Genomic DNA, 22,415 nt, shown 5'->3' with positions numbered 1-22,415 from the left:
TCAGACCAGTCGCGACTGCTTGACGGCGGCGGCGATGAAGCTGGCGAACAGCGGATGCGGGTCGAACGGCCGGCTCTTATATTCCGGATGGAATTGCACGCCGACGAACCAGGGATGGTCGGGCCGCTCGACGATCTCGGGCAGGCGGCCGTCGGGCGACAGGCCGCTGAAGACCAGCCCGCCCTGCTCCAGCGCGGGCTTGTAATGGGCATTGACCTCGTAGCGGTGGCGGTGCCGCTCGCTGATCGTGGTCGTGCCGTAGATCGCCGCGACATGGCTGTTGCCGCCGAGCGTCGCTTCATAAGCGCCGAGCCGCATGGTCCCGCCAAGGTCGCCCCCGGCGCGGCGCTCCTGCAGGCCTTCTTCGCTCATCCACTCGGTGATCATGCCGACCACCGGCTCGCTGGTCTCGCCGAACTCGGTCGAGGATGCGCCTTCGACGCCGGCCGCGCGGGCGCCTTCGATGCAGGCCATTTGCATGCCGAGGCAGATGCCGAAGAAGGGCACCTTCCGCTCCTTGGCAAAGCGGACGCTGGCGATCTTGCCCTCGGTGCCGCGCTCGCCGAAGCCGCCGGGCACGAGGATCGCGTGCATGGGCTCGAGCTCACCGGCGAGGCTGTCCTCGCCCTTCTCGAACATTTCCGCGTCGAGCCACTTGATGTTGACCTTGACCCGGTTGGCGATGCCGCCGTGGACAAGGGCCTCGCGGAGCGACTTGTAGGCGTCGGGGAGGCCGACATATTTGCCGACGACGCCGATCGTCACCTCGCCCTCGGGATGATCGACCGCGTCCATCACGCCTTCCCAGCGGGTGAGGTCGGGGCGCGGGTCGGTCGGCATGCCGAACGCCTTCAGCACCTCGTCGTCGAGGCCTTCGCGATGATATTGCAGCGGCACGTCGTAGATCGAGCGCGCGTCCAAGGCCTGGATGACCGCGCTCTTGGGCACATTGCAGAATTGCGCGATCTTGGCCCGCTCGGCCTCGGGGATCGGCATTTCGCAGCGGCAGAGCAGCACGTCGGGCTGGACGCCGAGCGAGGAAATCTCGCGCACGCTGTGCTGGGTCGGCTTGGTCTTCAATTCGCCCGCGACCTTGATCCACGGGACGAGCGTGGTGTGGACGCTGACGGTCTGGCCGCGCCCGAGGTCGTTGCGGAGCTGACGGAGCGCCTCGATGTAGGGCAGGCTCTCGATGTCGCCGACGGTGCCGCCGATCTCGCAGATGACGAAGTCGAGGCCGTCGGTATCGGCCAGCGCGAACTCCTTGATCGCGTTGGTGACGTGCGGGATGACCTGCACGGTCGCGCCGAGATAGTCGCCGCGCCGCTCGCGGGCGATGATGTCGCGGTAGATGCGGCCGGTGGTCACATTGTCCGACTGGCGCGCCGAGACGCCGGTGAAGCGCTCGTAATGGCCGAGGTCGAGATCGGTCTCGGCGCCGTCGTCGGTCACATAGACTTCGCCATGCTGATAGGGGCTCATCGTCCCCGGATCGACGTTCAGATAGGGGTCGAACTTGCGGATGCGGCATGCGTAGCCGCGCGCCTGCAGCAGTGCTGCAAGACTAGCCGAGAGGAGACCTTTGCCGAGGCTGGAGACCACGCCGCCGGTAACGAAAACAAACCGCGCCATGGGAGTCGGGCCTTAGGGAAGAGAATCGAAAAGGGGCAAGGAGAATATTTCTGCGTCCCCGCAAAAGCAGGGGACCAGTGACCTCATTGCCGCCCGTGAAAAGGCATTCTCCTCCTGCGTTTCGCAGGAGAGAATGTTTACTGGGCCAGCGGCACCGCGCCGTTGTCGGCCGGCGGGGCATTGTTCGGCTTGACCGTGCTGGTCGCCGGGGCCGGGCTGGTGGCCGGATCGGTCAGCGGGCCGGTCGGGGCCTGCTGCTGGATCGGCTGGTTGGCGATCGAGGCGTCGATCTTCTGCGAATCGCCGCGGGTCCCGGCGATCGCGGCAAGCGCGATGCAGAGAATGATGAAGGCCCCACCAAGCCACGCCGTCGCACGGCTGAGGAAGTCCGCCGCACCACGCGCCGTCATGAAGCCGGCGCTCGAGCCGCCGACGCCAAGGCCGCCACCTTCAGAGCGCTGAAGGAGGATGACGACGCAGAGCGAGACAGCGACGATCGTCTGGACGATCAGGAGGAAGGTGAACATGGGGACTTTCGAATGCAGGAAGTTCGGCCGGGCACTTAGCCGTGACCGGCCGAAGTTTCAACGTGTCGGCGGTTCGCTTACTCAGGCGGCGCCGGCCTCGACGATCGGGAGGAAATCGCCAGCGGTGAGGCTTGCGCCCCCGACGAGCGCCCCGCCGACCTCTGGGGTCGCAAAGATCTCGGCGGCGTTCCCGGCCTTGACCGACCCGCCGTAAAGGATCCGGATCTTCTCGCCCGCCGCGCCATAGGCTTCGAACAGGCGGACGCGGATGGCGGCGTGCATCTCCCCGATGTCGGCGCATTCGGCGACCCGGCCGGTACCGATCGCCCAGATGGGCTCATAGGCGACGCTGAAGCTTGCCGCGTCGATTGGGCCCGCGGGCAGCGACGCGTCGACCTGCGCCGACACGGTCGCAATGGCACGCCCGGCCTCGCGCTCCTCGAGGCTTTCGCCGACGCAGAGAATGACGACGAGTCCGGCGGCAAGACCCGCTTCGGCCTTGGCCTTCACGTCGGCATCGGCTTCGCGGTGCGCGTCGCGGCGCTCGCTGTGGCCGACGATGACGAGGCTCGCGCCGGCATCGTGGAGCATCGCGGCCGCGATGTCGCCGGTATGCGCGCCCTGGGGATTGCAGTGCATGTCCTGCGCCCCGATCGCGAAGCCCGGCACGGTCTCGGCTGCGCGATGGATGAGGGTCGCGGGCAGGCACAGCGCGACATCGACCTTGCCGGCGAGCGCGGCGGCGCGCTCGGCGATGGCCCGGACCTCGCCGAGGTCGGCGGACGTCCCATGCATTTTCCAGTTGCCGGCAATCAGCTTGACCATGTCACTCCCGTCCCAACGCGCTATTGCCGGGGGCGCCTAGCAAGCCGCTCCGCTTGAAGGAAGCTTGGCCAAGCCTTAGAGCCCTGCCCCGCACATCTTCGTTTCCACAATCAGGACCGATACCGCCCCATGCTCTCCTTCTTCCGCCGGCTCAGCAAGTCCAAGGGCGGCACCCTCATCGGCATCCTCTTCCTGATCGCCATCCTCGCCAGCTTCGCCATCGCGGACATCACCAACCTGCGCCAGGGCGGAAGCCTGCCGCAGGGGACGCTCGCCAAGGTCGGCTCGGTCGACCTGACGACGGCCGAGCTCGACAGCGCGATGCAGCGCCGGCTGACCGTGCTTCGCCAGCAGAACCCGCAAGCGACCTATGCGGACCTCGCGCCCGAGTTCGACGCCATCGTCGACTCGCTGATTCAAGAGCGGACGTTGTGGGCTTATGCCCGCAAGCACGGCTTCACCGTGTCGAAGAAGCTGGTCGATGCCGAGATCGTGAAGCTGCCGGGCGTTCAGGGGCTCGACGGCCGCTTCAGCGACGCCGCCTACCGCCAGTTCCTGCAGCAGCAGCGCCTGACCGACAGCCAGGTCCGCCGCGAGATCGAGACCGCGCTCCTCCAGCGCCTGGTCCTGACCCCGGTGGCCGCCAATGTCCGCATGTCGCAGGGCCTCGCCAAGCCCTATGCCGACAGCCTGCTCGAGCAGCGCGTCGGAAGCCTGGCCCTCCTGCCCTTTGCCGCCTTCACCGGCGGCGCAGCCCCGACCGACGCCGAGCTTCAGGCTTTCTATCGCCAGAATGTCGCACGCTACACGATCCCCGAGCGCCGCGCGCTCCGCGTCGCGCGCATCACCCCTGAGCAGCTCGGCAATGTCGCGCCGACCGAGCAGGAGATCGCGGCTTACTATCAGCAGAACCAGGCGACCTATGGCGGCGTCGAGAAGCGCGTGCTGAGCCGCGCCACCCTGCCGGACCGCAACGCCGTCGCCGCCATCGCCAATCGCGCCAAGGCCGGCGGGACTTTCGCCGCCGCCGCCACCCCGGCCGGCTTCTCTGCCGCCGACGTCAGCCTCGGGCCGCAGACCCGCGCCGAGCTTGCCGCCAAGGCCGGCGAAGCGGTTGCCGCGCAGGTCTTCTCCGCCCCCGCGGGCTCGGTGATCGGTCCGGTCCAGTCGTCGACCGGGTTCGATGCGATCAAGGTCGAGAGCATCCAGTCGGCCTCGGGCCGCGGCCTCGACCAGGTGCGCGCCGAGATTGTCGCCAAGCTGACCGCGGACAAGCGCAAGGGCGCGCTCGCCGATCTCGTCGGCAAGGTCGAGGACGCGATCGCCGATGGCCAGACCTTCGAGGAAGTGGCGACCGCCAACAAGCTTCCGATCACCGTCACGCCGCCGGTGACCCGTGCCGGCGGCACCTTCGACCAGCCGGGCTTCCGCCTGCCGGCCGAATTCGTGCAGCTGCCGGGACAGGCGTTCGATATCGGCGCCGACGACGACCCCGTGGTCGAGACGCTTCCGAACGAGGCTGGCTATGCCCTCCTCGACGTGACCGACGTGGTGCCCGCGACCCCGGCGCCGCTGGCCAAGATCGCCGATCAGGTGCGCAAGGACTTCGTCGCCCGCCGCGCCAACGACCGCGCTGCCGCGGCCGCCAATCAGGTGCTCGCCGCCGTCAATCGCGGAACGCCGCTGGCGGAGGCCCTGGCTGCCCTGAAGCAGGCCGGCGTCCGTCCGCCCGAGGCCATCGACCTTCGCCGCGGCGCTCTCGCGCAGTTCGCGCAGCAGGGCCAGGAAGTGCCGCCGCCGCTGCGGATCTTCTTCACCCTCGCGCCGGGCAAGGCGCAGCGCGCCGCCGGTCCGTCGGGCATCTATCTCGTCAAGGTGGACCGAATCGTCCCGGGCAATGCCGCGACCAATCCGACGCTGATCGCGCAGGAACTGACCGGCCTGCAGCGCAGCGCAAGCGAGGAGCTTGCCCTGCAGTGGCTTACCGCCGCGCAGAAGGAGCTGAAGGTCAGCCGCAACGAGGATGCGATCAAGGCGGCTCGCCAGCGCATCCTTGGTGCGCCCGCCAGCTGATCGCGGGAGCGGATTGAGGCGAGGCTGGGACGGATAGGTCGGCGATGATCCGCCTGCTCGTCATCGACAATGTCGACAGCTTCACCTTCACTCTCGTTGATTATCTGCGCCAGCTCGGCGCCGAGGTGGCGGTACGCCGCTCCGACGCGCTGACGGTCGCGGAGGCGATGAGCTTCCCCGGCCCGCTCCTCGTCAGCCCGGGCCCGGGCCATCCCGTGGATGCGGGCATTTCGGTGCCCATTGCCGCGGCCTGCATCGCGGCGGCCAAGCCCCTGCTCGGCGTCTGCCTCGGGCACCAGGCGATCGCGCTCGCCGCCGGCGCCGCGGTGGTGCGGGCCGACCCGGTGCATGGCAAGACCGACGCCATCGCCCATGATGGAAGCGGCATATTCGCCGGACTTCCGAGCCCGCTCTCCATGACCCGCTATCACAGCCTCGTCGCGACCGGCCTGCCCGAGGCTCTTGTTGCCAATGCCACCGGAGGCGACGGGACGATCCAGGGGCTTCGCCACGCCGCCGCGCCCGTGCACGGGGTCCAGTTCCATCCCGAGAGCGTTGCGAGCGCGCACGGCCTCGGCCTGCTCGCGAACTTCCTTGCTACGGCCACTTGACGGCCCCCGAAACGTTCCTTACTCGTTCCCCGTCTGTTCACTTGAAGGCTGCCGGGCCCATGCTGACCTCGAAGCAACGCGAACTTCTTACCTATATCGATCAGCGCCTGAAGGCGTCGGGCGTGTCGCCAAGCTTCGACGAGATGCGCGAGGCGCTCGACCTTAAGAGCAAGTCGGGGGTTCACCGCCTGATTTCGGCGCTCGAGGAGCGGCAGTTCATTCGCCGCCTGCCCAATCGCGCGCGTGCGCTCGAAGTGGTTCGCCTGCCCGAAGCGGTCGGCGGCCCGGCCCCTGCCCCGGCTCCGTCCGCGCGTCCGGTGGTCCCGGCCAACGACACGATCGAGCTTCCGCTCGCCGGGCGCATCGCGGCGGGTACACCGATTGAGGCGCTGCAGGGCTCGGACAGCTTTCCCGTTCCCGCGGCTTTGCTCGGCCCGGGCGAACATTATGCGCTCGAGGTGTCGGGCGATTCGATGGTCGACGAGGGCATCCTCGATGGCGACTATGTGCTGATCCGCAAGTCGGAGACCGCGCGCGAGGGCGAGATCGTGGTCGCGCTGATCGACGATGCCGAGGCGACGCTGAAGACCTTCCGCCGCGAAGGACAGATGGTCCGGCTCGATCCCGCCAATCGCAGCCACGAACCGCAGCGCTACGATCCGCGCCGGGTGAAGATCCAGGGCAAGCTCGCGGGACTGATCCGCCGCTATCACTGATGCAGGGGCGCCTCCCTTCGCGGGAAGGGGGAAGCGGCGGCTGGCTGACGAAGGGCTGAGCGCGCGCGCCATCCCGTCGCCGCAGCGAAGGCGGGGACCTCTGATAGAGGCCGCGGGTGCCTTGAGGTCTCCGCTTTCGCCGGGGCGACCGACGATCCCAATCTCAAACTCGCCAATCTGTATCGCGCCCGCGCCGGACCGCTCGACCGGCATGGAACGTGCCCGCCCTCCCCGGCTTTCTTGCCAGAGGAGGAGAAGACCATGGCTTACGACCACTATCGCGATCACGACCTGCGGTCCCGCGACGAAGGCCGTTTTCAAGACGACCGCTTTTCCGAAGACCGCGAATCCGACCGCGGCTTCTTCCGCTCGGGCCGCGATGACCGCGATCTCGCCAGCCGTCGCGGTTCTCAGCGCGACGATCGCCGCGCCCCCATTCCTACCGACGAGACCCGCGACCTCATCGCCTCGCGCAAGGTCGAAGGGACCGCGGTCTATGGACGCGACGGGAATCGTCTCGGCACGATCAAGACGTTGATGATCGACAAGGTCCGGGGCACCATTCGTTATGCCGTGCTCGCCCATGGCGCCGGCTTCCTCGGCTTCGACGAGCAGCTTTTTCCCGTGCAGTGGGACGAGCTTCGCTATGACGAAGGACGGGGTGGCTATCTCGTCGACTTCACCGGCGAGGACGTCCGCTACACCCTCGAACGCCGCCAGCGTCAGCGCGGGGCCGGCGCCCGCGACATCGATCGCGACTGGCGGCGCTGATCCGTTCAGCAAGGGTGTCGCCCAGAACGGCTAGGGAGGCGGCCATGCGTATCGCCTCCCTTGCCGCCTTGCTGGCGCTCCCCCTCGGCGCAGCCGCCGTCGCCGCCCCGCCCCCGCCGTCGGCGTGGACCGTCGGGCCGATCGTCTATGGCATCAGTCGGTCGCCCGGCCTTCCGCTGCGCCCCCAGCGCGCGCCCGGCGGCGCCATCGCGGTCGCCATCCCGCCTGCCCCGGCCAGCCTTCATGGCCTGACCTTCGCGCCGGGAAGCCTGGCAGCGAAGCGCCGGATCGTCGTCCGCTACCGGGTCGAGGCGGCTCCCGGTACCGCCATTCTCGCAAGCAGCGACCAGCGCTCTCCCGGCATCATCACGCTCTTCATCCAGCGCCGCGGCGACGACTGGTCAGCGCGCGGTCCGTTCGAGACCTATCGCTGGTACGCGACCTTCGCGACCCAGAGCCTGCGGCCGGGCGTCGAACAGGTGATGGTCGCCCCGCTGTCCGCGAACTGGACCGCGGTGATGACCTCGAGCGCGCGGACCCGGCCGGCGGAGTTTCGCGCGGCGCTGGCCGATGCGAGCGCGGTCGGCGTGGTGCTGGGCGGCGGCGACGGCTTCGGCCACGGAGTCGAGGCCAGCGCGCCCGCCCGCCTTGTCATCACCGACTTCAGGATCGAGTGATCGACGGCGACCGCCGCAAGCAGTAGGATCCATCCATGCGCCTTTCCGGAAAGACCTGCGTCGTCACCGGCGCTGCGCGCGGCATTGGCCTGGCGATTTCCGCTGCCTTCGTGGCCGAGGGCGCCAGGGTCATCATGACCGACAAGGATGCGCCGGCCGGTCGCGCCGCGGCCGAGGCGCTCGGCTGCGCCTTCGAGACGCTCGACGTCGCAAGCGAGGCGGACTGGCTCGCCTTCGCCGAGCACTATCCGGCGATCGACGTGCTGGTGAACAATGCCGGCATCACCGGCTTCGAGGACGGGCCAGCGCAGCACGATCCCCAGCATACCAGCCTCGAGGAATGGCGGAGGGTGCATGCGGTCAATCTCGACGGCACTTTCCTCGGCTGCCGCTACGCCATCGGCGCGATGGCCGCCAAGGGCGAGGGATCGATCATCAACATCTCGTCGCGCTCGGGCCTCGTCGGCATCCCCTTCGCTGCGGCCTATGCCTCGTCCAAGGCCGCGATCCGCAACCACACCAAGTCGGTCGCGCTCTATTGCGCGGCCAAGGGCTGGCGGATTCGCGCCAACAGCATCCACCCGGCCGCGATCCTGACACCGATGTGGGACGCGCTGATCGGTGACGGCCCCGATCGCGAGCAGCGGATGGCGGCATTCGTCGCCGACACGCCGCTTCGCCGCTTTGGCACGCCGGCGGAAGTGGCGGCACTGGCGGTCATGCTTGCCTCGGACGAAGCGTGCTACATGACGGGCGCGGAACTGACGCTCGACGGCGGGCTCCTCGCCGGCTCGGCCGCCTCTCCCGGCGGCTGACCAGGAGCGCTCAGCGCTTCAGCATCGCCTTTGCCATCTTGCGGGCGAGATTGCCCCACGGCGGCCCCAGCCGCTCGAAGGCGATGAACGGCCCGGCCCGGAAGACGCCGCGGGCATGGCTGAACCGCTTGAAACCCTCGACCCCGTGGTAGGCGCCGATCCCGCTCGGCCCGACGCCACCGAACGGCAGATGCTCCTGCGCGATGTGCAGCAAGGTGCCGTTGACCGTCGCTCCACCCGAGACGGTGTTGCGAAGCACATGCGCCTGCCGTTCCGCGCTCTTGCTGAAGCAGTAGAGCGCCAGCGGACGGTCGCGGCCGTTGACGAAGTCGATCGCGTCCTCGAGCCGGCGGTAGGGAATGATCGGCAGCAAGGGTCCGAAGATCTCTTCCGAGGCGAGGATCGTCTCCTCGGGTGCGCCGAGGACCAGGGTCGGGACGACCTTGCCCTCGGCTGCCTCGTCGCCGTGGGTCATCACGGTGGCTCCCGCTTTGCGCGCGGCATCGACGGCATCGAGCAGGCGCTGGCGGTGGCGGTCGCTGATGATCCCCGAATAATCGGGGTCGCGCGCCGGATCGGGATAGGAGCGCCGCACCTCGTCGAGCAGGGCCTCGGCCAAGGCTCCGGCCTGGCGTTCGGGAACGAGGACATAATCGGGCGCGATGCAGGTCTGGCCGGCATTGAGGAACTTGCCGAAGGCAATGGAGCGCGCCGCCTTGGCGAGCGGATAGTCGTCGCACAGGATGACGGGCGACTTGCCGCCAAGTTCGAGGGTGACCGGGACGAGGTTGGCGGCAGCGGCCTTGTAGACTTCGCGCCCCACCGCGGTCGAACCGGTGAAGAGGAGATGGTCGAACGGGAGCGAGGAGAAGCCCCGCCCCACCTCGACCCCGCCGGTCACGACCGCGACTTCCTCGGGGTCGAAAGCCTCGGCGATGGCCGCGCGAAGCTGCTCGCTGAACGCCGGGGTCAGCTCGGACGGCTTGATGAGGACGCGATTGCCGGCCGCAAGCGCGTCGACCAGCGGCGACAGCGCGAGGTTGAGCGGGTAGTTCCAAGGGCTGATGATGCCGATCACGCCAAGCGGCTCATATTGGACGAAGGCCCGCCCGGGCATGAAGTTGAGACCCACCTTGCGCTTTTCGGGCCTCATCCAGCGCGCGAGGTTCCTGGCGGCGTGGTCGATGGCCGAGAGCGTCGGAACGAGTTCCATGAGCTCGGTCTCGATCCTCGCCCGGGTCCCGAAGTCGTCGGCGATCGCGTCGGCGAAGGCGTCGGCACGCGCCTTGACCATGATCTTCAGCCGCTCGAGCCGGTCGCGGCGCTGCGCGAGGTCGGCCGGCGGCTCACGGCGCGAGGCGCGATGCTGGAGGTCGAACAAGCCTCGCATGGCGGCGAGCTCCTTCGACGGGGGCATGGCAGGATCGGCATCGGCCATTGCGTCAGTCCTCATCACGATTGTCGCGACAAGGCTACTCCTGAAGACGGACGCGCAAAACCAGGATTTTCGGGATGAAACGAACGGTCGCTTGCCGTCGAAACAGAAACGGGGCCCTCCTCGCGGAAGACCCCGTCTGCAAATGGCGCGCCCGGAACGATTCGAACGTCCGACCCTCAGATTCGTAGTCTGATGCTCTATCCAGCTGAGCTACGGGCGCCTGCCGAGGGGGCATCTAGAAGGAGGTTGGCCGGGGCGCAACCCCTTGTTGCACGGCTTGTCGCTGGTAGAGGAAAGAACATGTCGTTCCGATCCGCTTTCCCCCTCGCCCTGCTGGTCCTTGCTGGCGGCTGCGCCTCGGGGGGCAAGGAGCCGCCGTCGCTCGCCCCGCGCGCGGCCGAGAAGATCGATCCGCGACTGCCGATTGTCGACCGTTCGGGCGAACTGCCCGCCGACCCGGCATTGGCTGCGGCGCTCGCGGACGCCCGCCGCACGGCTGCCGAAGCGGCACGGCAGGTCGATCCTGCCATCGCTTCGGCCCGCGCGGCGGCAGCCGGAGCGGGCGCCAAGGGCAGCGAGAGCTGGATCGCCGCACAGCAATTGCTATCGGTGGCGGTCGCGGCGCGGGCGCCCTTCACCAAGGCACTAGGCGATTTCGACCGCCTCATCTCGGAGCGCATCCAGCGCGGCAGCCGGCTCGTGCCCCGTGACCTCGAGATCGCCCGTTCGGTGGCGGCCGACCTTGCCGCGCTCGACCGGCGGCAGGGAAGCGAACTCGACGCCCTCGAACGGCAGCTCCGCCGCTAGGACGCCCGGCGTTCCAGCGCGGCCGCCCGCGCGGCTGGCCATTGCTCCGCAAGCAGGCGCCACTGTTTGGTAGGGCCGACGTCGGCATAGCGCGGGTCGACGAAGTCGAGCGCGGGATCGTAGACCATCCCCAGCCGCTCCATCAGGCCCCAGCTTGCCTCGTTCTGCTGGAAGGTGACGGCGATCACCGACGGGCTCGCCCAGCGCCCGAACGCGAGGTCGAGGCACGCGATCGCGGCCTCCTTGGCGATTCCCCGGCCCCACGCAGATTCCCGGAAGCGCCAGCCGATCTCCATCTCGCCCGGGTTGGGCGCGCCCGGATAGTTGATCCGCTTGAGGCCGCACCAGCCGAGGATCTCGCCGGTCGCGCGCTCCTCGACGATCCAGAAGGTGAAGCCGAAGTCGCGCTGGTAGCCGAGCAGCCGCTCGACGACATCGTGCCATTGCTCGGGGGTCTGGACGCCGCCGAGCCAGCGCATCACCACCGGATTGTTCATCACTGCGTAGAAAAGCTGTTCGTCGCCCTCCCCCCATTCGCGGAGGCGCAGGCGATCGGTCTCGGCGATCACGTCAGGCATTGAGCAGGCGCGCGGCATCGATCGCGTGGTAAGTGAGGATTCCGCTCGCGCCCGCCCGCTTGAAGGCGAGCAGGGTTTCGACGATCAGCGCGTCGCGCTCGCCTCCCCCGGCAGCGGCCATATGCTCGATCATCGCATATTCGCCGCTCACCTGATAGGCGAAGGTCGGGACCTCGAACCGCTCGCGCACTGCCGAGACGATGTCGAGATAGGGAAGGCCCGGCTTCACCATCACCATGTCGGCGCCCTCGGCGAGGTCGAGCGCGACCTCCCGCAGCGCTTCGGAGCGATTGGCGGGGTCCATCTGGTAGGTGCGCTTGTCGCCCTTGAGTCGGCCGAGACTGCCGACGGCATCGCGGAAGGGGCCATAGAAGGCCGAGGCATATTTGGCGGCATAGGCCATGATCGCGGTGTTGCGGTGCCCACCCGATTCGAGCGCTGCGCGGATGGCGGCAACCCGGCCGTCCATCATGTCCGAGGGCGCGACGATGTCGGCGCCCGCCTCGGCCTGGACCAGCGCCTGCCGCGTCAGCATGTCGCTGGTCTCGTCATTAAGGACGTAGCCGGAATTGTCGGTCAGGCCGTCGTGGCCGTGCGCGGTATAGGGATCGAGCGCGACGTCGGTGAGGACGCCGATCTCGGGGCAGGCATCCTTCACCGCCTTGACCGCGCGGCAGATGAGATTGTCGGGATTGAGCGCTTCCTCGGCCCCGTCGGTCCGCAGGTGACTGGGCGTGTTGGGGAAAAGCGCGACACAGGGAATACCCAGTTTCCAGGCCTGACGGGCGCGGGCGCCGATCCGGTCGACCGTCCAGCGGCTGACCCCCGGAAGGGCCTTGATCGGCTCCTCGCAGCCCTGCCCCTCGCAGATGAAGAGCGGGAGGATGAAGTCGCTCGGATGGAGGCGATGCTCGGCAAGGAGCGAACGGATCCACGGTGCCGAACGGCCGCGGCGAAGGCGCAGGGCAGGAAAAGTTGCGGTCATGGACCGGTTATGGCGGCACCACCCTCCTCTTCCAAGCATTGTGCGGGGATGACCGACGATACGCTTCCGAAACATGCCGTCCTGATCGTCAACGCCAAGAGCCGCAATGGGGCCGACGCGTTCGAAAAGGCCCGCGAACTGCTGCAGCAGCGCGGGGTCGAACTAATCGACGCGCAGGCGGTGACCGATCCCGAGAAGATGCAGCGCACCGTGCGCGAGGCGCTGGCCAAGAAGCCGCCGATGGTGATCGTCGGTGGCGGCGACGGGAGCCTGTCGTCGACGGTCGACGATTTCCTCGGCACCGACACGGTGTTCGCCATTCTTCCTCTGGGGACCGCGAACAGCTTCTCGCGCACGCTCGGCATGGGTCCCAACCTCGAAGCGGCGATCGACACCATCGTCGACGGGCGCAAGATGAAGATGGACCTCGGCGCGATCGACGGGGATTATTTCGTCAACGCCTCGGCCATGGGCCTGTCGCCGATGATCGCCGAGACCGTGCCGCACAACCTCAAGCGCTACCTCGGCATGGTCGGCTATATGCTGTGGGCGCTGCGGGTGGCGGTGAAGTTCCGCCCCTTCCGGCTGCGGATCGACGACGGCAAGACCATCCACAAGCACTGGGCGACCGAGGCGCGGATCGCCAACGGGCGCTTCCATGGCGGGATCGAGCTGATCGAGGATGCCGACCTCCAATCCGGCGAGATCGTCATCCAGGCGGTGACCGGGCGGAGCCTCGTCCACCTCGCCTGGAGCTGGTTTGCCACCCTCTTCAAGCTCCGCGCGCGCAAGCAGACGATGACCGAATATCGCGGGCGCGAATTCAAGATCAGCGCCAAGCCCAGCCAGCGCATCTCGATCGACGGCGAACTGTCCGGAAAGACCCCGGCGGTGGTGAAGGTCGCGCGGGCCGCGGTGTGGGTCGCCGCGCCGCGCGAGGCTCAGATCGCCGCCGGCTGAGTCCGGCCCGCGGCCATCCGCGCTTCGCGCCAGTGGCCCGAACGATAGTAGAGAATCGCCAGCGTCAGGTTGACGAGGGTCGACACCGGGAAGCTCCACCACAGGGCATCAGCGCCCAGCCATGGCTCCGCCAGCCAGGCGAAGCCGATCCGCACCGGCAAGAGGCCCACCGCAAGGATCACCAGGGGGCCGATCACCGCACCATTGGCGCGGACGGTGCCGAATAGGACGAGGGTGATCCCGAACAGGAGGAAGCTCCAGGTGGCGATCCACTGGATATGCATCGCGATGGGGAGCGCCGGGCTGTCCATGCCGAGGAAGAGGCTGAGGGCGGGCTTCTCGAAGAGCAGGAACAGGCCGATCAGGCTGGCGGTGATGATCAGCGTCTGGACGATCGCGGTGCGGGTGATCTGCGCCACCCGGTCCCACCGCCCGGCCCCTATGTTCTGCGCGGTCATCGCGCTGACGGCGGCGCCGAAGGCCATCGCGGGCATCTGGATGTAGGTCCACAGCTGCATGGTGACGCCATAGGCCGCGGTGATGTGGACACCCTCGCGGTTGACCAGGCCGACGAGCAGCAGGCTCGAGACCGAGATGACGATCATCTGCAGGCCCATGGGCAGGCCCTTGAAGACGATGGTCTTGAGGCAGCCCCCGGCGGGCTTGAGATAGGCAAGTTCGGCGCCGCGCAGTCGAAGGACGAGGTCCTTGGCGTAGATGTAGGCGACCAGCCCGAAGAGCGCGACCCAGTTGGCGATCACGGTCGCGGTCGCCGAACCGGCGATGCCCATGCGCGGAAAGGGCCCGATTCCGGCGATCAGCAGCGGGTTCAGACCGCTGTCGAGAATCACCGCGAGGATCATGAACCACAAGGGTGTCAGGCTGTCGCCCGAGCCGCGTAGCGCCATCATCGACATGACGAGGAGGATCGTCGGCGGCATGCCGAGGAAGATGACACGCAGATAGGCGTCGGCGAGCGGGACCGCCTCGCGCGGGGTGCCCAGCAGGCCGAGGATGTGCGGGCTGAGAAACCAGCCGGCGATCGCGACCAAGGTCCCGAGGATGGCGAAGAAGCCGACCGCGGTCCCGAAGGCACGACGCGCGGCATCCACGTCGCGGCGCCCGAAGGCCTGGCCGATGAGGATGCTCGAGGCCATCGAGAATCCGAAGGTGAAGGCCGTCAGGACGAACACCGTCATGTTGGCGTTCGCGGTCGCGGCGAGCGCATCCTCGCCGATCAGCCGCCCGACCCAGGCCGCGTTGATCGACCCGTTCAGGGACTGGATGATCGACGAGCCGAGGGTCGGCAGCGCAAAGGCGAGCAGGGTCCGGGCGATCGGACCCTGCGTCAGGTCACGGCGATTGGGGCTGCCCTTCGTGGGCACCGGAGGAGCGTCGGCGTCGGCCATTCACCCCAAACGCGACAAGGCGGCGGAAAGACGCTCGGCTTCGGCCGACCTGGCCTCATGGTCAGCCCGTGCCTTGGCCACCGCTTCGGGCTTGGCGCGCTCGGCGAAAGCCGGGTTGGCGAGCCTCGCGGCAAGACTGTCACGATCCTTGGCGGCAGCCTCAATCGCCTTGGCGAGACGGGCCTTCTCGGCTTCGAGGTCGATCGCGTCGCCGAGGGGGAAGGCGACGGTGGCGCCGGCGGCGAGAATCTGCGCCGAGCCCGGCGGGGGCGCGTCGGCTTCGACCGGGGCTTCGACCTTGACCATGCGAGCGAGGATCGAGGCGCCCTTGTTCAGCCGCTCCAGGGTCTCGGGCACACCGCCGAGTACGTGCGGCACCAAGCTCGCGGTCCAGGGGATGTTGAGCTCGGCGCGAAGTGTCCGGACACCCGCGACAACGTCGATCAGGCTGTCGATCTCGGCCTTGGCCGAGAGGTCGACCGACGCCTGCGGCGCAGGCCACCTGGCGACGATGAGGTCGTAGGGCCGGCTCCCCATCGCATGCCACAATTCTTCGGTGACGAAGGGCATGAACGGGTGGAGCATGACAAGAATCTGGTCGAACGCCCAGGCGGCGACGGCCTTGGTCTCCTCGTCCCACGACCCCTTCACCAGCTCGACATACCAGTCGCAGAAGGTGCCCCAGGTGAAGTGGTAGATGGCGTCGGCCATGCCGTCGAAGCGGAGTTCGTCGAAGGCGCGGTTGAGGCGATCGAGCGTCTCTACCACCTCGCCGATGATCCAGCGATTGACCGGAAGAGTCGCCGACGGTGCTTCGATCGAGGTGGAAGCCCCCACCCCGTTCATCTGGAGGAAGCGGGCAGCGTTCCACAGCTTGGTCGCGAAATTGCGATAGCCCTCGACCCGCTTCTCATCGAGCTTGATGTCACGGCCCTGGCTTTCCATCGCGGCAAGCGTGAAGCGCAGCGCGTCAGCGCCATATTGGTCGATGAGGCCAAGCGGATCGACCGTGTTGCCCTTGGACTTGGACATCTTCTGCCCCTGGGCGTCGCGGACGAGCCCGTGGAGGTAGAGGGTGCGCCACGGCACCTCGTCCATGAACTCGAGGCCCTGCATCGCCATCCGGGCGTCCCAGAAGAACAGGATGTCGAAGCCGGAGATGAGGACGTCGTTGGGGTAATGGCGCTTGAGGTCCGCGGTCTCCTCGGGCCAGCCGAGCGTGGCGAAGGGCCACAGCGCCGAACTGAACCAGGTGTCGAGGACGTCGGGGTCGCGGGTCAGTTCGCGATCGTCGCCGGCCAGCGCGCGCGCCTCTTCCTCGGTCTCTGCCACGAAGGGCGTGCCGTCGGCGTCGTACCAGGCCGGAATCTGGTGACCCCACCAGAGCTGGCGCGAAACGCACCAGGGCTGGATGCCCTCGAGCCAATTGAACCAGGTCTTCGACCAGGTCTCCGGCACGATCTTGATCTCGCCCGAGCGGGTCGCCGCGGCGGCCCGCTCGGCGAGCGGCTTGACGTCGACATACCATTGGTCGGTCAGCCAGGGCTCGATCACGACGCCCGAGCGGTCGCCGAACGGAGTGGCGATGGTGCGGTCCTCGACCTTCACCAGCGCGCCCGCCTCGTCCAGCAGTTCCACCACTCGGCGGCGCGCGTCAAAGCGCTCGCGGCCGAGCAATTCTTCGGGCACGAGGCCGTCCTGCGTCTGGCAGACGTTGGCGGCGGCATCGAGCATGTTGAGCATGTCGCCGGCCCTGATCCCGGCGCGGCGCCCGACCTCGAAGTCGTTGAAATCGTGGCCCGGGGTAATCTTGACCGCACCCGAGCCGAGCTCGGGATCGGCATGTTCGTCAGTGACGATCGGGATCAGGCGGCCGGTGATCGGGAGCCTGATCTGCTTGCCGACCAGCGCGGTGTAGCGCGCATCTTCCGGGTGCACGGCAACCGCCATGTCGGCGAGCATCGTCTCGGGGCGGGTGGTGGCGACCTCGATGTGGCCGCTGCCGTCGGCGAGTGGGTAGCGGAGCGTCCAGAACTTGCCCGGGACGTCCTTGGTCTCGACCTCGAGATCCGAGATGGCGGTGCCGAACCTCGGGTCCCAGTTCACCAGGCGCTTGTCGCGGTAGATGCGGCCGCGCTTGTGGAGCTCGACGAACACCTTGAGCACGGCCTTCGAGAAGCCCGGGTCCATGGTGAAGCGCTCGTTCGACCAGTCGCACGAGGCGCCGAGGCGGCGGAGCTGGAGGGTGATCTGGCCGCCGCTCTCTTCCTTCCATTCCCAGACCTTGGCGACGAAGTCGTCGCGGGCGAAGTCGGTGCGCTTCTGCTGGCGCTCGGCCATCTGCCGCTCGACCACCATCTGCGTGGCGATGCCGGCATGGTCGGTGCCGACGACCCAGAGCGCGTCCTTGCCCTGCATACGGGCGCGGCGCGTCAGGATGTCCTGCAACGTATTGTCGAGCGCATGCCCAATGTGGAGGCTGCCGGTGACGTTGGGCGGCGGCATGACGATGGTGAAGGGCTCGGCGTCCTTCCGCTCGGGGCGGAACTGGCCGGAACCCTCCCAGTGATCATACCAGCGGGCTTCGATCGGGCCCGGTTCGAAGGTCTTCGGCAGTTCGGTCATGGGATGCGGTTAGCGCAGGGTTGTTGCACTGCACAACCCGCCCCTCCCCTTCAGGGGAGGCGTCGCCGAAGGCGACGGAGGGGTTCCCGCGATGCTCGGAGAACCCCTCAGTCAGCTGCGCTGACAGCTCCCCTTAAGAGGAGCGGCGTTATTGCGCGCTACCCGTCCACTGCTTCAGCCAGCGCTCGACCTCGCGATACCACTGGATCGAGTTCTGCGGCTTAAGCACCCAGTGGTTCTCGTCGGGGAAGACCACCAGCTTGGACGGAATGTTGCGCCGCTGAAGCGCGGTGAAGGAAGCGATCCCCTGCGTGTAGGGGATGCGGAAGTCTTTCTCGCCGGTGATGACCAGCATCGGGGTCTTCCACTTGGCGACATGGTTGACCGGGTTCCAGCGCTCGAACGCGGCCGGATCCTCATAATAGGTCTTGCCGCCATGCTCCCACTCGTCGAACCACAGCTCCTCGGTTTCGTAGGCCATGGCGCGGGCGTCGAACACGCCGTCATGCTGGACGAGGCACTTGAACCGGTCCGGCCAGTTCCCCGCGATCCAGTTCATCATGTAGCCGCCGTAGCTGGCACCGAGCGCGCAGGCGTTGTCGGCCTGGAGCTGCTTGTCCTGCGCGGTGGCGTAGGCAAGCCCCTTCTGCAGGTCCTCGAGCGGCCAGCCGCCCCAGTTGTTGCGGATGCTGTCGGTGAAGGCCTGGCCGTAGCCCGTGCTCCCGTGGAAATCGACGCTGACGACGCCCATCCCCATCGACGCCATGACGCGCGGATTCCAGCGATAGGACCAGCCATTGCCGAAGCTGCCCTGCGGCCCACCGTGAACCACGAAGGCGACCGGAAGGGTGGCGCTGGTCACGGGCTTGATCTTGATGCCCCAGACCTTGTCGCCATTGGCACCGGCGAAGCTGAAGCGATCGACGGTGACGGGATCGAGCTCGGCGAGCAGCGTCTTGTTGACCGCGGTCAGCTGGACCGGCTTGGCCTTGCCACGGAGAAGATAGAGGTCGTCGGGCGCCTGGATGCTGTTCGAGGTGTAGAGGACGGCGCCGTTGGGAAGGGCGTGGACGTTGCCGGCATGCCCCTCGGCGGTCAGCCGCGCGACCTTGCCGCTAGCGACGTCGACCCGGAAGATCGGTCCTTCGAGCGTGTCGTCGGCGGTGACCAGGATCGACTTGCCATCGGGGGCCCAGGCGATCGAGCCGACCGAACGGTCCCACCCTTGCGTCAGCGCGCGCACTTGGCCGCTGGCGAGGTCGCGCAGCTTGAGGACCTGGCGATCGGCCTCGTAGCCGGCGCGGGCCATCGAGACGTAGGCCAGGGTCCGACCGTCGGGGGAGACGGTCGGGAGCGTGTCGGTGCCGTCATTGTCGGGCGTGAGGTTGGTCGGCTCGCCCGATCCATCTGCCGGCGCCGCGAAGACGTCGAGATTGGTCGAGGTGGGCTCGATCCGCCCGGCCTCGCGCAGTGCGAAGAAGACCGTACGGCCATCCTTCGACCAGTCGATCTCCTCGCCGCCACCGAAAGGCTTCGACGGCGTGTCGCCGACGAGGCTTCCGGTCACGCGCGTGCCGAAGCCTTGAAGCCGGCCGTTCGCGATCGGGAAGGTGTAGATGCGGCTCTTGGTGCCGGGCTCGGCCCAGGTGTCCCAGTGGCGCACGAACAACTGATCGTAGACTCGGCCCGAGCCGGGCTCCTTGGCTGCGAAGGTGGTCGCGGCGCAGGCGAGGTCGGGGCAGTCGCGCTGATCGGCCCAGACGAGCACCGAATCGCCGCGCGGCGAAAGCTTGAAGCCCGAGATGTCGGCGCCGAAGTCGCTCATCACAGCGGCCTGGCCGCCGAGCGGCATGCGGTGAAGCTGGTCGCGGTCGCCCACCGCCTTGAGGAAATAGAGTGCGCCGTCGGGCCCGAACACCGCGTCATGGCCACCTTCGGCCCCGGAGATCGGCTGCGGCGCGGCGCCCCGCTTCGTCAGGTCGAGCAGGTGGAGAACATTGTTGCGCTTGTTCTTCGCAAGGTCGGTGGTCGACAGGCTGAAGACGGCATAGCGGCCGTCGGGAGAGACATCAGGACTGCCGAGGCGACGCATCATGTGCATGTCGGTGGCGGTCATCGGCCGGGCTTCCACCACGGTCGGGGCGACAAGGGCGGCAACGGCCGCCAGCAGCAGCATACGCTTGGTCATGGCGGCAGGGCGTAGCAGCGCGGCGATGAACCGCAAGTGCGCGTTTTCTTAGAGCGGCTGCCCGGTGATGCGGCCGATCTCGCGCTTCACATGCTCGTCGACGATCGCGGGCAGGTGCTGGTCGAGCCAGTCCTTGAGAATCGGCCGAAGCATGTCGCGCACCACCTGCTCGAGCGGATTGACCGTCGGCGGCGGCGGCGCGGTCGCGGCGACTTCCTGAAGCGCGACCAATTTGGCCCGGCTCGCCTCCGCCGCATCCTCGCTGACCAGCGGCGGCCCGAGGTCAACCGGCGGGAGCACCACTTCCTCGACCATCGGTTCGTCGAGTTCGAGCACTTCGGGGGCAGTCGCTTCGGGCGTCGCATCGACCAATGGCTCGGCCTCGGGCGCAGGCACGGTCACCGTGCCGCCCGAACGCAGCTCCTTCTCCTCGGCGATCACCTTCTTGATCGACGCCAGGATGTCTTCCATCGAAGGTTCGCGGCCAGCCATCGCGCCTAGCTGCCTCAACGCTGCGGCGTTGTCACCCCCACGGGCGGTCCAGCCACCGGCGTTTCGGCCGCAGTCACCGTGCGCGTCGACTGCGGATCATGCCGCCCCTCGCCCGCCCAGTCGTTCCAGCTGCCCGAAACCTTCCGGTAATTGCCGGTCGGATCGTAGAGCGCGCCGCCCTCGAGACCGAGGTCATCGGCTTCGGCCTGACCCATGGCGTTCAGGAGCTGGAAGCCGGCGACATATTGGTCGCGGCGCGCGGTCACGAGCTGGACCTGCGCGTTGAGCAGTTCCTGCTCGGCATTAAGCACCTCGATCACGGTCCGCGTGCCGACGCTGCGCTCCGCGCGGGCGCCTTCGAGCGCAAGGCTGGCAGCCGACACCGCAACCTCGTTCGACTGGATCGCGCGGTTGGCGGCTTCGTAGGACGCAAAGGCGGAACGGGTATTGGCGACGACCAGCCGCTCAGTACCGATCACCTGCTCGAGCAACTGCCCTTCGAGCGCCTGCGCCTGGCGGATGCGGGCCGACGGCAAGCCGCCCTGGTAGAGCGGGATGCGCGCGTTGACGCCAATGGTCGTTTGCGTGCCCGAGCGCGGAAGCCCGCCCGAATCCCCACCGACACGATTGAGATAGTCGCCGCTGAGCACGCCCGAGACGGTCGGCAGGCGGTCTGCCCGAACCGTACGGACATCGAGCCCGGCGGCCTCGGCCTGGCGAACCACGGCGATGACGTCCGGGTTCTGCGCAATGGCGATCCGTACGGCCTCGTCGGCGCTCGCCGGAAGCGGCGGAAGCGGCGGCGGCGAGGACAGGGTCGTGGGCGCGCGGCCCACGATGCGGCGGTAATTCTCCTCGCTGGCGGCAAGCCGGGCCTGCGCATTGGCCAGCTGCGAGCGCTGCAGGCTGAGACGCGATTCGCTCTGCGCCACGTCGGTGCGGGTCACGTCGCCGATCTCGAAACGGTCGCGGGTGGCCTCGAGATTGGTCGACAGAACCCGGATCTGGTTCTGGTTCAGCTCGACGATGGCGCGGTCGCGGATCACGTCCATGTAGGCCGCGACAGCATCAGTGAAGACGTCGCCCTCGACCGCTCGGAGGGTCGCCCGGCCCGCCGCCACGCGGGTCTGGGCCGCGGCGACCGAATTGCGGACCCGGCCGCCGGTGAAAAGCGGAAGACTGAGATCGACGCCGCCCGACACGGTCGGCCCCTTGGATCCGCCGGTATCGAGAATGCCCGAGCGGGTGAGGTCGCGGTTGACCCCGACGACGCCACTGACCTGCGGCCGGCCAGCGGCCCGTGCGATCGCGACGCCGGCGTCGGTCGAACGAAGCGCCTCGCGCTGCGCGTTCAGCGTCGGGTTGGTGCGATAGGTGGAGACGAGCGCCTCGCGCAGCGTATCCGCCGCAGCGGGGCTGGACAGCGCCAGCGCTGCGGTCGCGCAGCAGGCGAGAAGACGTGGCAAGATGGGAATTCTCCCGGTCCTAGAAGGTAAAGACTTCGGCCCGGGCGAATCCCGGCAGGGGGGCCATGCTAGCGTCGGCAATCGACTTGAGCCCAAACCCGTGAACGGAGCGGGTGCCGACCATCAGCCGGGGCACGCCGCCTTCGACAAGACAGGTGGCGAGGCGACCGCCGACCTTCAACTGCTGGACCAGCGCCTCCGGCAATTCCTCGATCTGGCCGTCGATCAGGATGACGTCGAAGGGCGCCTGCGACGGCGCGCCCTGCTCGAGCGGTCCGGAGACTGCGGTGACGCCCTCGCCTGCGACCGAGCCGGCCGCTAGGTCGGCGTCGCTTTCGAGCGCCACGACCTTGAGACCCATCTCGGCAAGCACCGCCGCCGCATAGCCGGTCGCCGCGCCGATCACGAGCGCGCGCTCGCCGGGGCGGCAGGCCAGTTCGGTCAGCATCCGGCCAAGGCTCGCGGGCGGGCTCATCATGCGGCCACCGCCGAGGGGAACCATGCGGTCGATATAGGCGATCGCGGCCGAGTCTTCCGGCACGAAGCGCTCGCGCGGAACGCTCGCCATGGCGTTCACCACCAGCGGATCGGTGACCGCCTGCGGGCGAAGCTGGCTGTCGACCATCGCGCGACGGGCAGCGGCAAAGTCCATGTCTATCCTCTTGATCACAGCTGTCTTATGTCACTAAGACACTAGAAGTTCAACCGCCCATGTACCCGTCTCCGCATCGCGCGCCAAGCAACGCGACCGCCGTTCGTCGAAGCCTGCGGCCACGAGGTCGAGCCATGCAGCTTCGATGCTTGGCATCACGCGTCGGCT

General features: G+C 68.1%; 20 protein-coding genes and 1 tRNA gene. 8 read left to right on the top strand and 13 right to left on the bottom strand.

The features are described from left to right. The 3 genes from pyrG to tpiA form a co-directional block, all read right to left on the bottom strand. Positions 1-1,632, bottom strand: coding sequence for a CTP synthase (pyrG, locus tag AC4GYU_RS08060; protein ID WP_491086370.1), 1,632 nt, complete (start codon positions 1,630-1,632; stop codon positions 1-3). A gap of 137 nt (positions 1,633-1,769) precedes the next feature. Continuing rightward, on the bottom strand, positions 1,770-2,159 hold the full coding sequence (gene secG / locus AC4GYU_RS08055) for a preprotein translocase subunit SecG (protein ID WP_491086369.1): 390 nt from the start codon (positions 2,157-2,159) through the stop codon (positions 1,770-1,772). Positions 2,160-2,240: 81 nt separating this feature from the next. Then, positions 2,241-2,984 carry a triose-phosphate isomerase gene (gene tpiA, locus AC4GYU_RS08050; RefSeq protein ID WP_491086368.1) on the bottom strand — a complete coding sequence of 248 codons (744 nt, stop codon included), beginning with the start codon at positions 2,982-2,984 and terminating at the stop codon, positions 2,241-2,243. Between the two features lie 129 nt (positions 2,985-3,113). Here tpiA and AC4GYU_RS08045 point away from each other — a divergent pair, with 129 nt between their 5' ends. The 6 genes from AC4GYU_RS08045 to AC4GYU_RS08020 all read left to right on the top strand — a co-directional run bounded on the left by AC4GYU_RS08045 (position 3,114) and on the right by AC4GYU_RS08020 (position 8,647). Further along, complete coding sequence (locus tag AC4GYU_RS08045; RefSeq protein ID WP_491086367.1) at positions 3,114-5,057, top strand: peptidylprolyl isomerase; 1,944 nt, start codon at positions 3,114-3,116, stop codon at positions 5,055-5,057. Between the two features lie 44 nt (positions 5,058-5,101). After that, the gene (locus tag AC4GYU_RS08040; RefSeq protein ID WP_491086366.1) at positions 5,102-5,668 is read left to right on the top strand and encodes an anthranilate synthase component II; all 567 of its coding nucleotides are present in this window, start codon (positions 5,102-5,104) and stop codon (positions 5,666-5,668) included. Between the two features lie 59 nt (positions 5,669-5,727). Beyond that, the gene (gene lexA / locus AC4GYU_RS08035; RefSeq protein WP_491086365.1) at positions 5,728-6,384 is read left to right on the top strand and encodes a transcriptional repressor LexA; all 657 of its coding nucleotides are present in this window, start codon (positions 5,728-5,730) and stop codon (positions 6,382-6,384) included. A gap of 261 nt (positions 6,385-6,645) precedes the next feature. Continuing rightward, a complete protein-coding gene (locus tag AC4GYU_RS08030) occupies positions 6,646-7,155 on the top strand; it encodes a PRC-barrel domain-containing protein (protein WP_491086364.1) in 510 nt (169 codons plus the stop codon). Positions 7,156-7,199: 44 nt separating this feature from the next. After that, positions 7,200-7,832 carry a hypothetical protein gene (locus AC4GYU_RS08025; RefSeq protein WP_491086363.1) on the top strand — a complete coding sequence of 211 codons (633 nt, stop codon included), beginning with the start codon at positions 7,200-7,202 and terminating at the stop codon, positions 7,830-7,832. A 35-nt stretch (positions 7,833-7,867) separates the two neighbouring features. Further along, positions 7,868-8,647 carry an SDR family oxidoreductase gene (locus tag AC4GYU_RS08020; RefSeq protein WP_491086362.1) on the top strand — a complete coding sequence of 260 codons (780 nt, stop codon included), beginning with the start codon at positions 7,868-7,870 and terminating at the stop codon, positions 8,645-8,647. Positions 8,648-8,657: 10 nt separating this feature from the next. On the opposite strand, the gene AC4GYU_RS08015 is transcribed toward AC4GYU_RS08020, so the two are convergent. After that, on the bottom strand, positions 8,658-10,100 hold the full coding sequence (locus AC4GYU_RS08015; RefSeq protein ID WP_491086361.1) for a coniferyl aldehyde dehydrogenase: 1,443 nt from the start codon (positions 10,098-10,100) through the stop codon (positions 8,658-8,660). Between the two features lie 128 nt (positions 10,101-10,228). Continuing rightward, positions 10,229-10,305, bottom strand: a tRNA-Arg gene (locus AC4GYU_RS08010). Positions 10,306-10,385: 80 nt separating this feature from the next. Between AC4GYU_RS08010 and AC4GYU_RS08005 the strand changes: the two genes are divergently transcribed. Next, positions 10,386-10,892 (top strand): hypothetical protein, encoded by a 507-nt coding sequence (locus tag AC4GYU_RS08005; RefSeq protein WP_491086360.1) that lies wholly within the window; start codon positions 10,386-10,388, stop codon positions 10,890-10,892. On the opposite strand, the gene AC4GYU_RS08000 is transcribed toward AC4GYU_RS08005, so the two are convergent. Together AC4GYU_RS08000 and hemB are read right to left on the bottom strand one after the other, a co-directional pair. Next, positions 10,889-11,470, bottom strand: coding sequence for a GNAT family N-acetyltransferase (locus AC4GYU_RS08000; RefSeq protein ID WP_491086359.1), 582 nt, complete (start codon positions 11,468-11,470; stop codon positions 10,889-10,891). The genes AC4GYU_RS08005 and AC4GYU_RS08000 overlap by 4 nt on opposite strands. Continuing rightward, a complete protein-coding gene (hemB, locus tag AC4GYU_RS07995) occupies positions 11,463-12,455 on the bottom strand; it encodes a porphobilinogen synthase (RefSeq protein ID WP_491086358.1) in 993 nt (330 codons plus the stop codon). Before hemB ends, AC4GYU_RS08000 begins: the two co-directional genes overlap by 8 nt. 48 nt (positions 12,456-12,503) lie before the next feature. Between hemB and AC4GYU_RS07990 the strand changes: the two genes are divergently transcribed. Beyond that, the gene (locus AC4GYU_RS07990; RefSeq protein WP_491086357.1) at positions 12,504-13,415 is read left to right on the top strand and encodes a diacylglycerol/lipid kinase family protein; all 912 of its coding nucleotides are present in this window, start codon (positions 12,504-12,506) and stop codon (positions 13,413-13,415) included. Here the strand turns inward: AC4GYU_RS07990 and AC4GYU_RS07985 are convergent. From AC4GYU_RS07985 to AC4GYU_RS07960, 6 genes are all read right to left on the bottom strand, one after another. Continuing rightward, the gene (locus AC4GYU_RS07985; RefSeq protein ID WP_491086356.1) at positions 13,397-14,824 is read right to left on the bottom strand and encodes an MATE family efflux transporter; all 1,428 of its coding nucleotides are present in this window, start codon (positions 14,822-14,824) and stop codon (positions 13,397-13,399) included. The genes AC4GYU_RS07990 and AC4GYU_RS07985 overlap by 19 nt on opposite strands. Continuing rightward, a complete protein-coding gene (locus AC4GYU_RS07980) occupies positions 14,825-17,449 on the bottom strand; it encodes a valine--tRNA ligase (RefSeq protein ID WP_491086355.1) in 2,625 nt (874 codons plus the stop codon). It abuts the gene before it with no gap. A gap of 148 nt (positions 17,450-17,597) precedes the next feature. Then, positions 17,598-19,637, bottom strand: a complete 2,040-nt coding sequence (locus AC4GYU_RS07975) for a S9 family peptidase (protein ID WP_491086354.1) — start codon at positions 19,635-19,637, stop codon at positions 17,598-17,600. 48 nt (positions 19,638-19,685) lie between these two features. Beyond that, positions 19,686-20,108: a DUF2497 domain-containing protein gene (locus AC4GYU_RS07970; RefSeq protein ID WP_491086353.1), complete on the bottom strand. Its 423-nt coding sequence runs from the start codon at positions 20,106-20,108 to the stop codon at positions 19,686-19,688. Positions 20,109-20,143: 35 nt separating this feature from the next. Further along, on the bottom strand, positions 20,144-21,595 hold the full coding sequence (locus tag AC4GYU_RS07965) for a TolC family outer membrane protein (RefSeq protein WP_491086352.1): 1,452 nt from the start codon (positions 21,593-21,595) through the stop codon (positions 20,144-20,146). A gap of 19 nt (positions 21,596-21,614) precedes the next feature. Next, a complete protein-coding gene (locus AC4GYU_RS07960) occupies positions 21,615-22,265 on the bottom strand; it encodes a protein-L-isoaspartate O-methyltransferase family protein (RefSeq protein WP_491086351.1) in 651 nt (216 codons plus the stop codon). Between the last annotated feature and the right edge of the window lie 150 nt (positions 22,266-22,415).

It is taken from the genome of Sphingomonas sp. SP2 (assembly GCF_058313385.1).
This window is presented reverse-complemented; position numbering and strand designations above follow the sequence as displayed.